The organism is Pseudomonas sp. LBUM1645, from assembly GCF_059716185.1.
In genome coordinates this window covers 1,184,754-1,199,076 of sequence record NZ_CP166811.1, presented here as the reverse complement: position 1 = coordinate 1,199,076, position 14,323 = coordinate 1,184,754, and the positions used below count along the sequence as shown (strand labels likewise).

General features: G+C 60.1%; 12 protein-coding genes. 10 read left to right on the top strand and 2 right to left on the bottom strand.

The features are described from left to right. The first annotated feature begins 318 nt into the window (after positions 1–318). Together ACA079_RS05200 and ACA079_RS05195 are read left to right on the top strand one after the other, a co-directional pair. Complete coding sequence (locus tag ACA079_RS05200; protein ID WP_497702795.1) at positions 319–897, top strand: PadR family transcriptional regulator; 579 nt, start codon at positions 319–321, stop codon at positions 895–897. After that, positions 894–1,679, top strand: a complete 786-nt coding sequence (locus tag ACA079_RS05195; protein WP_497702794.1) for a siderophore-interacting protein — start codon at positions 894–896, stop codon at positions 1,677–1,679. Before ACA079_RS05200 ends, ACA079_RS05195 begins: the two co-directional genes overlap by 4 nt. 89 nt (positions 1,680–1,768) lie before the next feature. On the opposite strand, the gene ACA079_RS05190 is transcribed toward ACA079_RS05195, so the two are convergent. Continuing rightward, positions 1,769–2,419 carry a Pr6Pr family membrane protein gene (locus ACA079_RS05190; protein ID WP_497702793.1) on the bottom strand — a complete coding sequence of 217 codons (651 nt, stop codon included), beginning with the start codon at positions 2,417–2,419 and terminating at the stop codon, positions 1,769–1,771. A gap of 2 nt (positions 2,420–2,421) precedes the next feature. After that, complete coding sequence (locus tag ACA079_RS05185) at positions 2,422–2,652, bottom strand: VF530 family protein (protein WP_007944895.1); 231 nt, start codon at positions 2,650–2,652, stop codon at positions 2,422–2,424. Between the two features lie 366 nt (positions 2,653–3,018). Between ACA079_RS05185 and ACA079_RS05180 the strand changes: the two genes are divergently transcribed. From ACA079_RS05180 to cmoB, 8 genes are all read left to right on the top strand, one after another. After that, on the top strand, positions 3,019–4,401 hold the full coding sequence (locus ACA079_RS05180; RefSeq protein ID WP_497702792.1) for a carbohydrate porin: 1,383 nt from the start codon (positions 3,019–3,021) through the stop codon (positions 4,399–4,401). 252 nt (positions 4,402–4,653) lie between these two features. Beyond that, on the top strand, positions 4,654–7,065 hold the full coding sequence (locus tag ACA079_RS05175; protein WP_497702791.1) for a glucose/quinate/shikimate family membrane-bound PQQ-dependent dehydrogenase: 2,412 nt from the start codon (positions 4,654–4,656) through the stop codon (positions 7,063–7,065). A 516-nt stretch (positions 7,066–7,581) separates the two neighbouring features. After that, positions 7,582–7,959 (top strand): DUF6124 family protein, encoded by a 378-nt coding sequence (locus ACA079_RS05170; protein WP_497702790.1) that lies wholly within the window; start codon positions 7,582–7,584, stop codon positions 7,957–7,959. Positions 7,960–8,483: 524 nt separating this feature from the next. Beyond that, positions 8,484–10,901: an endopeptidase La gene (gene lon / locus ACA079_RS05165; RefSeq protein ID WP_497702789.1), complete on the top strand. Its 2,418-nt coding sequence runs from the start codon at positions 8,484–8,486 to the stop codon at positions 10,899–10,901. A gap of 391 nt (positions 10,902–11,292) precedes the next feature. Next, positions 11,293–11,685, top strand: coding sequence for a protease inhibitor I42 family protein (locus ACA079_RS05160; RefSeq protein WP_497702788.1), 393 nt, complete (start codon positions 11,293–11,295; stop codon positions 11,683–11,685). 2 nt (positions 11,686–11,687) lie between these two features. Continuing rightward, the gene (locus tag ACA079_RS05155) at positions 11,688–12,323 is read left to right on the top strand and encodes a lysoplasmalogenase (protein ID WP_497702787.1); all 636 of its coding nucleotides are present in this window, start codon (positions 11,688–11,690) and stop codon (positions 12,321–12,323) included. Positions 12,324–12,486: 163 nt separating this feature from the next. Next, entirely contained in the window at positions 12,487–13,266 is a 780-nt protein-coding gene (gene cmoA / locus ACA079_RS05150) for a carboxy-S-adenosyl-L-methionine synthase CmoA (protein ID WP_497702786.1), read from the top strand. Further along, entirely contained in the window at positions 13,263–14,219 is a 957-nt protein-coding gene (gene cmoB / locus ACA079_RS05145) for a tRNA 5-methoxyuridine(34)/uridine 5-oxyacetic acid(34) synthase CmoB (protein WP_497702785.1), read from the top strand. Before cmoA ends, cmoB begins: the two co-directional genes overlap by 4 nt. The last annotated feature ends 104 nt before the right edge of the window (positions 14,220–14,323 follow it).

The window sequence follows — 14,323 nt, the reverse complement described above, 5'->3', positions numbered from 1 at the left end:
ACAAAACAGTGACTGTAAGTTATGGCCTACATACAGTTTTACGCAAAAAACCATACAGCGGCTTCACCTATACAACAATGGACTTGCAGGATTTTTAGAACATAAGCTCAATTATTATTAGAGCAATAACTTTAACTATTAAACAATTCCTGTGCAGGCAACAAAGTCAGCTTATGTACGGTGATTTTTCCTGGTGAATTGCAACATTGACCGCGCCAACCGTTCGTCGGCACCGATCAGCCCCTTGCAAAAAACGTCTTGCCCTCCGCTTAAGATATATCTTAAGTTGTATCTAAATACGACGAGAGAAGACGCAAAATGAGAGACCATCATTCCCACAGAGAACATAGCGACGGCCGCGACGGCTTCGAGAAACGCCCTAGCCCCGGCCGCGAACGGGGTGGCCGAGGCCCGCGGGTGTTCGCCCCAGGCGATCTGAAACTGCTGCTGCTGGCGCTGATCGCCGAGCAGCCTTGCCACGGCTATGACCTGATCCGCCAGATCGAAAGCATGTTCGACGGCGCCTACAGCCCCAGCCCCGGCGTGATCTACCCGACCCTGACCTTCCTTGAAGAAAGCGAAATGATCCTGGGCGACGCCGAGGGCGGGAAAAAACGCTACACCATCACCGACGCCGGACGACTGTCGTTAAGCGACCAGGCAATCGCACTGGACGGCGTACGGATGCGCATCGAGGTCAGCAAGCGCTCATTGCGCGGCCATGACCGCCCCGCCGAGATCCACGAAGCGGTGCACAACTTGCGTCATGCCTTGCAGATGCATCACGGCCGCTGGAGCCCGGAAGAAATCCTGCGGGTGCGCGACCTGCTCAACAACACCGCCAAAGCCATCGTCGATGGCCCTGTCGTTCAACCCGCTCAGGAGCAAGCCGAATGACTGAAGTGATCGTGCAAACCATTCACCGTGTCAGCCACGAGATCAAACGCCGTCGCCTGGAAGTGTTGCGGGTGGTCGACCTCACGCCGCGCATGCGCCGCATCACGTTGGGTGGACCGGAGTTGGCGGGCTTCGTCAGCCTCGGCACGGACGACCACGTCAAACTGTTGTTCCCGCAAAACGCGGCGGAACAAGCCGCCCTGGAAACCCTGGTGCTCGGTGCCGGCAAAGACAACGGGCCGATGCCGGCGATGCGCGACTACACGCCGCGCCGCTACGACCTCGACACGCTGGAACTGGACATCGACTTCGTGCTGCACGGCGACGGCCCTGCCGCGACTTGGGCCGAGCAGGCCAAACCCGGCCAATTCCTGCACATCGGCGGGCCTCGGGGGTCGATGGTTGTGCCGGACATTTTCGACAGCTACCTGTTGATCGGCGATGAGACGGCCATCCCCGCGATTGCTCGTCGACTGGAAGGCCTGGCGGCCAATCGCCGGGCACTGGTGATCATCGAAGTGGAGAACGGCGCCGAGCAGCAACGCCTGGAAAGCGCCGCGCAGGTCAATGTGATCTGGGTACTGCGCGAAGGCGGCAGGAATAACCTGCTGAACACCGTGAAGCAGCTGCAGGTGCCCAGCGGCAATCTGTACGCATGGGTGGCGACCGAGAGCAAAGTATCGCGGCAGATACGTCGGGTGTTGCTGGATGAGCACGGGCTTAAGGAGCAGTCAGTCAAAGCCGTCGGCTACTGGCGGCTGGATGATAGCGACGACGAGTGAAACCTTAAAAGATCGCAGCCTGCGGCAGCTCCTACAGGGCGTACGACGATCCATTGTAGGAGCTGCCGAAGGCTGCGATCCTGGCTATTTTATTGGCGACGACGTCTATCCAGCACAACCACCAACAACGCTATCGCCACAAAACCCAATAGCAGCCCCCCGGCATTCACAAACACCTGTGGATAACCCAGCTTGCCGACATCAATGAACGGATAGGGATAAACCGCCAGCAGATGCCCGCGCCACAACAAGTACGCGAAGTACACCACCGGATAGATCACCCACGCCGCGATATGCCGCAGTCGTAATGTGCCTCTCGGCACGCAGCACCACCAATAAGCCAGAAACAGCAGCGGCATGACGTCATGCATCAGCTCATCGGCCAGCCATTGCCAGCCTTGCGGATGCCATAAATGGCGCAACAACACGTTGTACCCCAAGCCGACCACGACGATGCTCACGGCAATGCCGCTACTCACCCACGGCTGCAAAAACCAGCGGCGCGCGGCCGACTCGCGGGACGTCAGCTCACACGTCAGCACGGTCGCCACCAGCGTATTGCTCAGCACGGTGAAATAGCTGAAGAAGCTCACCAGCCCACCGAGCAGGCTGGCCGCCAGCGTCCAGCGTGAGTAGAAAATCAGGTACAGCTGAATGCTCAGTCCCGCCCAGCCCAGCACCGCAGCCACGGCGACAAAACGACGCCTCGTGGCAGAACCTGGCGTCGGTGGGTTGACCATGTTCAGACCGGTCGCTTGGTGCGCATCAACTTCACGTACAAGCGCTCGACCTTCTCCCGCGCCCACGGGGTTTTGCGAAGGAATGTCAGGCTCGACTTGATGCTCGGATCACTTTTGAAGCAGCGGATATCGATGCGCTCGGCCAGCCCCGACCATTCATAGTGTTCAACCAGCGCGTTGAGGATTTGCTCCAGCGTCACGCCGTGCAGCGGGTTGTTGTTCTGTTCGGTCATGCCGGGCCTTTGAGCGTAGAAGGAGTGAAGAAGCCGCGCACCTTAGCCGAGGGCTTCGTTGGGGGGAAGCGATCTGTGTGTTGTCAGTTAAATGTAGGTGAAACGCAAAAGATCGCAGCCTCGTTTCACTCGACAGCTCCTACAGGTGAACGAATTCCAATGTAGGAGCTGTCGAGTGAAACGAGGCTGCGATCTTTTCCCACTAACTGTTACCAAATCCGAAACGCTCCATGTCAGTAAAAGCGCTTTCTCTATTTGTAACAGGCCATTATCCTTGCGCCCGTCAAGCTGAAACGCTTCCGCTGCCCGCGACATACTGCCGCTTCAGTTCACTCCCCCAGAAAAAGACCCAGAATTACTTCCCCTATGCCTTATTTTCAAACTCCGCGAGACAGCGCTGTCTGCAACGCTATTGCTCGTCGAAAAGCCCTGAACCTGATCGGCGGATTCACCGCGTTGGGCCTCGCCACTTGCACCCAGGCCGCTCCGGCCTTCGATAGCGAGTCGCCGTGGATGCTCGGCGACTGGAACGGCACGCGCACCGAACTTTCGGAAAAAGGCTACGACTTCAAAGTCGATTACACCGGCGAAATGGGCAGCAATCTGCACGGCGGTTACGACCATGACCGCACCGCTCGCTACAGCGACCAGTTTGGCCTCGGCACCCACATGGACCTGCAGAAAATTCTGGGCTGGGGCGACGCCGAATTTCAGCTGACCATCACCGAGCGCAGCGGCAACAACATCAGCAATGACCGCATCAATGATCCGCGCGTGGGCGGGTTCACCTCGGCTCAGGAAGTCTGGGGTCGCGGGCAAACCTGGCGTCTGACGCAGATGTGGTATCAGCAGAAATTCTTCGATCAAAAGCTCGACATCAAGGTCGGCCGTTTCGGCGAAGGCGAAGACTTCAACAGCTTCCCCTGCGACTTCCAGAACCTCGCGTTCTGCGGCTCGCAGGTCGGCAACTGGGTCGGTGGCATCTGGTACAACTGGCCGGTCAGCCAGTGGGCGATGCGGGTCAAATATCACCTGACGCCGGAGCTGTACGCGCAGGTCGGCGCCTACGAGCAAAACCCGTCGAACCTCGATCGCGACAATGGCTTCAAGCTCAGCGGCAGCGGCACCCAGGGCGCGATCCTGCCGGTGGAACTGGTGTGGTCGCCGAAACTCAACGGCCTGCCGGGTGAATACCGCGCCGGCTATTACTACAGCAGTGCCAACGCCACCGACGCTTACAAGGACAGCAACGGTCAGCCGGCAGCCCTGAGCGGCGAGGCTTACCGTAGCGCGTCGAGCAAACACGGCGTGTGGCTCGGCGTGCAGCAGCAACTGACCAGCCGCGCCAGCGATAACTCCCGCGGCCTGAGCGTGTTCGCCAACGGCACGATGCACGACAAGAAGACCAACGCCATCGACAACTATGTCCAGGCAGGCGTCGTCTACAAAGGCTTGTTCGATGCACGCGCCAAGGACGATATCGGTTTCGCCCTGGCCCGCGTCCACGTCAACCCGGCCTATCGCAAGAACGCCGAGGCGACCAATCAGGCCCGCGCGGTCTTCGACTACAACGACCCGTCCTTCCTGCCACCGCAGGACACCGAATACAGCGCCGAACTCTATTACGGCGTGCACGTCACGAACTGGCTGACCGTGCGCCCGAACCTGCAATACATCCGCCACCCCGGTGGCGTGGACAAGGTCGATGACGCGCTGATTGGCGGGATCAAGATCCAGTCGTCGTTCTAACCAACACCACAAAAACCTGTGGAACACCACAACCCCCTGTGGGAGCGAGCTTGCTCGCGATAGCGGAGTGTCAGTCGACATCAATGCTGAATGAGAGGCCGCTATCGCGAGCAAGCTCGCTCCCACAGGGGAATGCATCAATTGAACCCGCTCTACCAAGATTCACTTTTATAACTGAACCATACCCGCACCTGATCGTCATCTACAGTGAACTTGCGCGGGACTACTTAAAACGTCACGGAGAACCACACTATGAGCACTGATGGTGCTTTGAGTCGAAGCCGTCTGCTGCCGAGCCTGCTCGGTATCCTGCTTCTGCTAATGGGCCTGGCCATGCTGGCCGGGGGGATCAAGCTGAGCATGCTCGGCGGCTCGCTGTATTACCTGCTGGCCGGTATCGGACTGGCGCTGACCGGGGGGCTGCTGATCGCTGCCCGCCGCTCTGCACTGGGCCTGTACGCAGCGGTGCTGTTCGCCAGCACCGTCTGGGCCCTGTGGGAAGTCGGCCTCGATTGGTGGCAACTGGTGCCGCGCCTGGCGATGTTGTTTGCCATCGGTATCGTCATGCTGCTGCCGTGGGTCCGCCACCCGCTACATCGCGGTGGATTCAATCCGGTCGGCACGGGTGCGCTGAGCGCTGCCGTGGCGATTGCCGGTGTTGCCGCGCTGGCCAGCCAGTTCACCAACCCCGGTGAAATCAAAGGCCAACTGGACCGCGACAGCGTGCCGGGCATGACCAACACTGCCCCGGCCATGCCGGACGGTGACTGGAATTCCTACGGCCGCAGCGCTCATGGCGATCGTTACTCGCCACTGGCACAGATCACGCCGCAGAACGCGAACAAGCTCGTTCCGGCCTGGACCTTCCGCACCGGCGACCTGCCAGGGCCGAACGACCCGGGCGAAACCACTGCCGAAAACACCCCGCTGAAAGTCAACGGCATGCTCTACGTCTGCACGCCGCACAGCCAGGTGATCGCGCTGGACCCGGACACCGGCAAGGAAATCTGGCGTTTCGATCCGAAGCTCTCCACGCAAAACGCGGCGAACTTCAAGGGTTGGGCGCACATGACCTGCCGTGGCGTGACCTATCACGATGACGCCGCCTACGCGTCCGAGCAAAGCCCGACCGGCACCGCCAGCCCTGCGCCAGTCAGCACTGTCTGCCCACGCCGGATCTTCCTGCCGACTGCCGACACCCGTCTGATCGCCCTCGACGCCGACACCGGCAAGATGTGCGAAGACTTTGGCGACAAGGGCCAGGTCGACCTGAGCGCCAACATCGGCGGCTTCAACGCTGGCGGTTACTACTCCACCTCGCCACCAGCCGTGACTAAAGACCTGGTAGTGATTGGTGGCCACGTCACCGACAACGTCTCCACCGACGAGCCAAGCGGCGTGATCCGCGCGTTCGACGTACACACCGGCAAACTGGTGTGGAACTGGGACAGCGGCAACCCGGACGACACCACGCCGATTGCCGAAGGCAAGGTCTACACCCGCAACTCGCCGAACATGTGGTCCATGTTCGCGGTCGACGAAAAACTCGGCATGCTTTACCTGCCGATGGGCAACCAGACCCCGGACCAGTTCGGTGGCGATCGCACCCCTGAATCGGAACTGCACGCCGCTGGCCTGACCGCCCTCGACATTGCCACCGGTAAAGTGCGCTGGCACTTCCAGTTCACCCACCATGACCTGTGGGACATGGACGTCGGTGGCCAGCCAACCCTGATGGACCTGAAAACCGCTGACGGCGTGAAGCCAGCGGTACTCGCGTCCACCAAGCAAGGCAGCATCTACGTGCTGGACCGCAGCACCGGCAAGGCCATCGTGCCGATCAACGAAGTGCCGGTGCCACAAGGCGCTGTCGAAGGTGATCACACTTCGCCAACCCAGCCGAAATCCGACCTGAACCTGATGCCGCCGCCGCTGAAAGAACGCGACATGTGGGGCGTCACGCCGTTCGACCAACTGATCTGCCGGATCGACTTCAAATCCATGCGCTACGAAGGCCCGTTCACACCGCCATCGCTGCAAGGTTCGATCGTGTATCCAGGCAACTTCGGCGTGTTCGACTGGGGCGGCATCTCGGTTGACCCGGTGCGTCAGATTGCTTTCATGAACCCGGACTACATGGCGTTCAAATCGAAAATGATCCCGGCCGCCGAAATCGCTGCCCAAGGCCCGCGTAAAAGCGAAACCGAAGGCGTGCAGCCGAACAAAGGCGCGCCATACGGCGTCATCCTCGAACCCCTGCTCTCGCCTTTGGGCCTGCCGTGCCAGGCACCGGCCTGGGGTTACGTGACAGCGGTCGACCTGACCACCAGCAAAATCATCTGGAAACACAAAAACGGCACCGTGCGCGACAGCTCACCGGTTCCGATCCCGCTGAGCATGGGCGTGCCTAGCCTGGGCGGTACCTTCGTCACTGCTGGCGGCGTTGGCTTCCTGAGCGGCACCCTCGACCAGTACCTGCGCGCCTACGACGTGAAAAACGGCAAGCAACTGTGGGAAGGCCGCCTGCCAGCAGGCGCGCAAACCACGCCGATGACCTACACCGGCAAGGACGGCAAGCAATACGTGCTTGTTGTTGCGGGTGGTCATGGTTCGCTGGGCACCAAGCAAGGTGACTATGTGATTGCGTACAAACTGTCCGAGTAAGTTTTAGCGGCGGTTAAAGGAAAGGCGACTCCTGTGAGGGGGTCGCCTTTTTTGTGGCCGCTGGATTTCCCGTCACACCGCACATCCCCCTGTGGGAGCGAGCTTGGTCCGGGCGGCGTTCCGACGATGGCTGTTTAACATTCAACATCAATGTTGGCTGACACACCGCTATCGCGAGCAAGCTCGCTCCCACACTTGATCGAGATTAGCCTGAAAAAATTTACGTACGTCCTACAGACTTGGCTGTTCTGAGGGAGGATTCCGACAACCTCTATCGGTTGTCGCGTCGGAAGGCCGGGAGATAGATTTTCCCGTCGCTGCAAACTCAGCGAACGGGTCTGGTCGCCCACGTTTAGAATGGCGCACTTTTCGTGCTTGCTTCATGGCGAGCTGTGCGTGGGAGGGCCCCGGCCCTGCCGGGTTCCATTCCCTGGTCGACCAACCTGCGTACGGTGTGCCGCCCAACTGCTTGATCGCAGTCGTGGCTAACTCCCTTTCTTCGAATGGAGCTTCACCATGATCAAAGAAACCCCGAATCCCCCGAGAACCGACGACGTTTCCCCCTACGAATCCCTCGATTCTAAAAAACTCAACGATGCCGCCGAGCGCGCCCTCGACTTCCACTTCCCGCCGATTGCCGACATCAAAGCCACCCCGCGCACGTCCAGCACCCTGTTCACAGTGGACTCAGAGGCCACGACCGAAGCCCTCGTGGTTTTTCTGGTCGAGACGCTGGCCTCGGTCGAGGTGATGGTCCATCACCTGGCGGACCATCTTGACGGTGGGTCGCGTAATGCCCTGCTGGGTATTTCAAACAACATCATGCTGGCGGAGATCACCGCGAACCGGGTGCTGGATAACATCGAAGTGCCAAAACCTGCGCCACACCGCTAATCCACTAATCCACTAATGAAATCGCTACCCCCCCCCGCCCCTCACCACTCAACAGGCCGAGCGTTAGCTCGCCTGCAGCTTGTGATCTTGATCCACCCGCCCCTTCGGGAGGCTGAGTGGAGGTGTTCATCTGGGGGGCAGGCGCGCAGCGCCGTTCGACGCAGTCGAACACATCGAGAGGAGGTCGAAGCGCAGCCGACCGTAGGCGATGCCCCCAGATGAATGCCGGAACGAAGGAACGCCGAGCCTAAGCGAGGGGCCGGACGCTCGGGGCGAGCCTTTTTTTGCTTACTTATTTTTGGCGTTTGAAAAAAAAGTGAGTCGCCGTAAGGGCGAAACCCTAAGCAGCCGTTACCGCAACAACGGATATATACCCAGTCAACCCACAACATGGTCGGCCCAAAGGCCGCCAAGTCAAACGCACCTGTCAAAACCCTGAACACACACCCAGAAATATCCCCCGCCATTGAAACCACCTCCCACCCGCCCCATCTAACACCCATACCCAATTGCGCAGGTGCCCCATGAGCGACCAGCAAGAATTCCCCGAAGACCCGAGCGAATACGCCGACCCAGAGAACGCCGAACACCACTCCACCGGCAAAGGCCTCGCCCTGCCAGGCCAGAACCTGCCGGACAAGGTCTATATCATCCCGATCCACAACCGCCCATTCTTCCCGGCCCAAGTGCTGCCGGTCATCGTCAACGAAGAACCGTGGGCCGAAACCCTCGACCTGGTGAGCAAATCCGATCACCACTCCCTGGCCCTGTTCTACATGGACACGCCCCAGGAAGACCCGCGCCATTTCGACACCTCGGCCCTGCCGCTCTACGGCACGCTGGTCAAGGTGCACCACGCCAGTCGCGAAAACGGCAAACTGCAATTCGTCGCCCAAGGCCTGACCCGCGTGCGCATCCGCACCTGGCTCAAGCACCATCGCCCGCCGTACCTGGTAGAAGTCGAATACCCGCACCAGCCCACCGAGCCGACCGACGAGGTCAAGGCCTACGGCATGGCGCTGATCAACGCGATCAAGGAACTGCTGCCGCTCAACCCGCTGTACAGCGAAGAGCTGAAGAACTACCTCAACCGCTTCAGCCCCAACGATCCATCGCCGCTGACCGACTTCGCCGCGGCCCTGACTTCGGCCACCGGCAGCGAGCTGCAAGAAGTGCTCGACTGCGTTCCCATGCTCAAGCGCATGGAAAAAGTCCTGCCGATGCTGCGCAAGGAAGTCGAAGTCGCGCGCCTTCAGAAAGAGATTTCCGCCGAAGTTAACCGCAAGATCGGCGAACATCAGCGCGAGTTCTTCCTCAAGGAACAACTCAAGGTCATCCAGCAAGAGCTGGGGCTGACCAAGGACGACCGCAGCGCTGACATCGAGCAGTTCGAACAACGTCTGGAAGGCAAGGTTCTGCCGCCCCAGGCGCAAAAACGCGTCGAAGAGGAAATGAACAAACTGTCGATCCTCGAGACCGGTTCGCCGGAGTATGCGGTCACCCGCAACTACCTCGACTGGGCGACCTCGGTGCCGTGGGGCGTGTATGGCGAGGACAAACTCGACCTCAAGCACGCGCGCAAGGTGTTGGACAAACACCATGCCGGGCTCGACGACATCAAGGACCGTATCCTCGAGTTCCTCGCCGTCGGAGCCTACAAAGGTGAGATCAGCGGTTCCATTGTGCTGCTGGTCGGCCCGCCGGGCGTGGGTAAAACCAGCGTCGGCAAATCCATTGCCGAATCCCTCGGCCGGCCGTTCTACCGCTTCAGCCTCGGTGGCATGCGCGACGAAGCCGAGATCAAGGGCCACCGCCGCACCTACATCGGCGCGCAACCGGGCAAACTCGTGCAGGCGTTGAAAGACGTCGAAGTGATGAACCCGGTGATCATGCTCGACGAGATCGACAAGATGGGCCAGAGCTACCAGGGCGACCCGGCCTCGGCGCTGCTGGAAACCCTCGACCCGGAACAAAACGTCGAATTCCTCGACCACTACCTGGACTTGCGCCTGGACCTGTCGAAAGTGCTGTTCATTTGCACCGCCAACACCCTGGATTCGATTCCCGGCCCGTTGCTGGACCGGATGGAAGTAATTCGCCTGTCGGGTTACATCACCGAAGAAAAAATCGCCATCGCCAAGCGTCACCTGTGGCCCAAGCAGCTGGAAAAAGCCGGTGTATCCAAAGGCAGCCTGAGCATCAGCGACAGCGCGTTGAAAGCATTGATCGACGGATATGCCCGTGAAGCCGGGGTGCGCCACTTGGAAAAAGAACTGGGCAAACTGGTGCGCAAAGCCGTGGTGAAATTGATCGACGAGCCGAAAGCAGTGATCAAAATCGGTCCGAAAGACCTCGAAGCCTCACTCGGGCATCCGGTGTTCCGTAACGAGCAAGTGCTGTCCGGTACCGGCGTCATCACCGGGCTGGCCTGGACCAGCATGGGCGGCGCGACCTTGCCGATCGAAGCCACGCGTATTCACACCTTGAACCGTGGCTTCAAACTCACCGGGCAATTGGGTGACGTGATGAAAGAGTCGGCGGAAATCGCCTACAGCTACGTCAGCTCCAATCTGAAGTCGTTTGGCGGTGATCCGAAGTTCTTCGACGAAGCCTTCGTTCACCTGCACGTCCCGGAAGGCGCCACCCCGAAAGACGGCCCGAGCGCCGGCGTGACCATGGCCAGCGCCCTGCTCTCGCTCGCCCGAAACCAGGCGCCGAAAAAAGGCATCGCCATGACCGGCGAACTGACGCTGACCGGGCATGTACTGCCGATTGGCGGAGTGCGCGAGAAGGTGATCGCGGCGCGGCGGCAGAAGATCTTCGAATTGATCCTGCCGGAGCCCAACCGCGGTAGCTTTGAAGAATTGCCGGATTATCTGAAGGAAGGGATTACCGTGCACTTTGCCAAACGCTTTGCGGATGTGGCGAAGATTCTGTTCTGACGGTGATGTAGCGACAATACGACCGCCATCGCGAGCAAGCTCGCTCCCACAGGTTTATCTCCGTCCCCCTGTGGGAGCGAGCTTGCTCGCGATGGCGTCGGCACGAACAACGACATTTCCCGCCCCATCACAATTTGTCTCATCTCCCACAGGTTTATCTCCGTCCCCCTGTGGGAGCGAGCTTGCTCGCGATGGCGTCGGCACGAACAACGACATTTCCCGCCCCGTCACAATTTGTCTCATCTCCCACAGGTTTATCTCCGTCCCCCTGTGGGAGCGAGCTTGCTCGCGATGGCGTCGGCACGAACAACGACATTTCCCGCCCCGTCACAATTTGTCTCATCTTCAGTTATGCTCGCCGTTCGTCGTGAATGCCGGAGCCACTGACCTTATGTCCCCCACTCGCCTGTTTGTCCCCCTCGCCCTCTCCCTGCTGGCCGCCTGCGCCACGCAGCCGAAACAGAACGTGACCGTGGAAAAACAAAGCGAATGCCCGGTAAAGCTGCACAGCGGGCAAAACCTGATCCTGACCCTGCCAAGCAACCCGACCACGGGTTACCGCTGGGCCATCCAGGATTCGGCCGGTGGCGTATTGCGCGCACTTAGCCCCGAGGTCTACAGCAACCCGGAAGACGCGGGGATCGTCGGCAGCGCCGGCATCTCCACCTGGCGCTTCCAGTCCTTCGCCGCGGGCACGGGCCGTTTGCGCCTGACCTACTCACAACCATGGGCACCGGAAGTACCGGCAGTGGAAACCTTCGACTGCGCGATCTCGGTTAACTGATTGTGGGCTGGCTGATTCTGGCGCTGATGGGCGCGGTGACGTTCCTCTACGGCGTCAGTGTGCATGCGGCGTTGCTCTGCCTGCTGGTCAAGCCATTGCCGGTTTTGGCCTTGCTCGGCTGGTTGCACGACGCACCGCCCAGCGAATACCGTCGCTGGATCAGCCTTGGACTGATTTTCTCCCTGCTCGGCGATGTGCTGCTGGCTTGGCCGGGGGATTTGTTTGTGTTCGGTCTCGGAGCGTTTCTGATCGCCCACTTGGCGTATCTGAAGGCCTACTTGAGTGATTGCCGGCGACTGGCGCTGTTACCGCTGATCATCGCTTTGGGCGTCGGCGCGGTATTGCTAGGGATCTTGATTTCCAATGGGCTGGGTCCGTTGCTCATCCCAGTGATCGTCTACGGTCTGGCCATAAGCGCCATGCTTTGGCGGGCGCTCGCTCGACTCGGCACCGACGTGCCCAAACGCTCGGCGCTGCTGGCGGCGGCAGGTGCGGTGGCGTTTGTGTTCTCTGACAGCGTGATTGGCATCAATCGGTTTGTCTTGCCATTTAATGCCGCGCCTTACGTGATCATCCTCAGCTACTGGCTGGGGCAGTGGGGGATTACGGCGTCGGCCTTTTCTCAAGAACAACGCTGACCCCTGTGGCGAGGGAGCTTGCTCCCGCTCGAGTGCGCAGCGCTCGCCAGATTTGGGGCTGCTGCGCAGCCCAGCGGGAGCAAGCTCCCTCGCCACAATGGATTGTCACTGTCCGCAGCGCTTTATCAGACAACCCGCGCATCCCCCCGTCAATTTGGCTAAAATGCCGGCCTTTTCCACCTACACCGCTGGAACCGCCGTGAGCAAAGACCCCGATCGCCTTTTCGCCCAGCCTTTGGCCCAGGTGCCTGACTTCGCCTTTAACGAGGACGTGGTGCGGGTGTTCCCGGACATGATCAAGCGCTCGGTGCCAGGTTATCCAACCATCGTTGAAAACCTCGGCGTGCTCGCCGCGCAGTTCGCCCAGCCCAACAGCGTGCTCTACGATCTGGGTTCGTCGCTCGGCGCGGTGACCCAAGCCTTGCGTCGTCACGTGCGCACTGACGGCTGCCGTGTCATCGCTGTGGATAACTCCGCGGCGATGGTCGAACGTTGCCGCGAGTACCTCAACGGTCAGGACTCGATGTTCCAGGAGTTGCTGCCGGTGGAAGTGATCGAAGGCGACATCCTCGCCCTCGAATTCCAGCCAGCCTCCGTGGTCGCCTTGAATTTCACCCTGCAATTCATCGCCCCGGAACAGCGCACCGCGTTGCTCTCGCGTATCCGCCAATCGCTGTTGCCCGGTGGCGCGCTGATTCTGTCGGAGAAGCTGCGCTTCAATGATCCGGACGAACACGCGCTGCTCACCGATCTGCATGTCGCGTTCAAACGCGCCAACGGCTACAGCGAACTCGAGATTGCCCAGAAGCGCAGCGCCATCGAAAACGTCATGAAGCCCGACAGCCTCGAAGAACACCGCGAGCGCCTGCTGGCCGCCGGTTTCTCGAAAGTCGTGCCGTGGTTCCAGTGTCTTAACTTTGCCTCGTTGATTGCCTTGCCATGATTGATTTGTCCCCCCTCGCCCGCCGTCTGGCCGGCACGCCGCTGGCCGATTGGGCCAACACTCTGCAAGCGCAGCTCGACAAGAAAATGGAAAAAGGTCACGGAGACCTGGAGCGCTGGCAGAGTGCGCTGGACGCCTTGCCGAAGATTCAGCCGAGCGAAATCGATCTGCTTAACGGCCTGACGCTGGACACCGATTGCGACGACGAAACCCGCGCTCAGATGCGCACCGCGCTGATGGGTTTATCGCCATGGCGCAAAGGGCCGTTCGATTTGTTTGGCGTGCACGTCGATACCGAATGGCGTTCGGACTGGAAGTGGTCGCGGGTCGCACCGCATCTGGATCTGAAGGGCAAACGCATCCTCGATGTCGGGTGCGGCAATGGCTACTACATGTGGCGCATGCTCGGCGCCGGTGCCGACAGCGTGATCGGCGTCGATCCGAACTGGCTGTTCTTCTGCCAGTTCCAGGCGGTGCAGCGTTACCTGTCCGAACCGAATGCCTGGCATCTGCCGTTCCCTTTCGAAGACCTGCCGCCGAATATGGAAGGCTTCGATACGGTGTTTTCCATGGGCGTGTTTTACCACCGTCGCTCGCCGATCGAGCATTTGCTGGCGCTGAAGGATTGCCTGGTCAAGGGCGGCGAACTGGTGCTGGAGACCCTGGTGATCGAGGGCGATCAGCAGCAGGTATTGGTGCCGGAAGACCGTTATGCGCAGATGCGTAACGTGTGGTTCCTGCCATCGGTGCCGGCGCTGGAACTGTGGCTGCGCCGGGCAGGGTTCACCGATGTTCGTTGTGTGGACGTGAGCGTGACGACGATCGAGGAACAACGCGGGACGGAGTGGATGAAGTATCAGTCGTTGAGCGATTTCCTTGACCCGGAAGATCACAGCAAGACGGTTGAAGGGCTGCCGGCGCCGATGCGTGCCGTGATCGTCGCCCGCAAGTAACCCCCGATCTCCAATTCAAAGGAGATCCCCTGTGGGAGCGAGCTTGCTCGCGATGAGGCCATAACATCCAACATCAATGTTGAATGTCAGTCCGCTATCGCGAG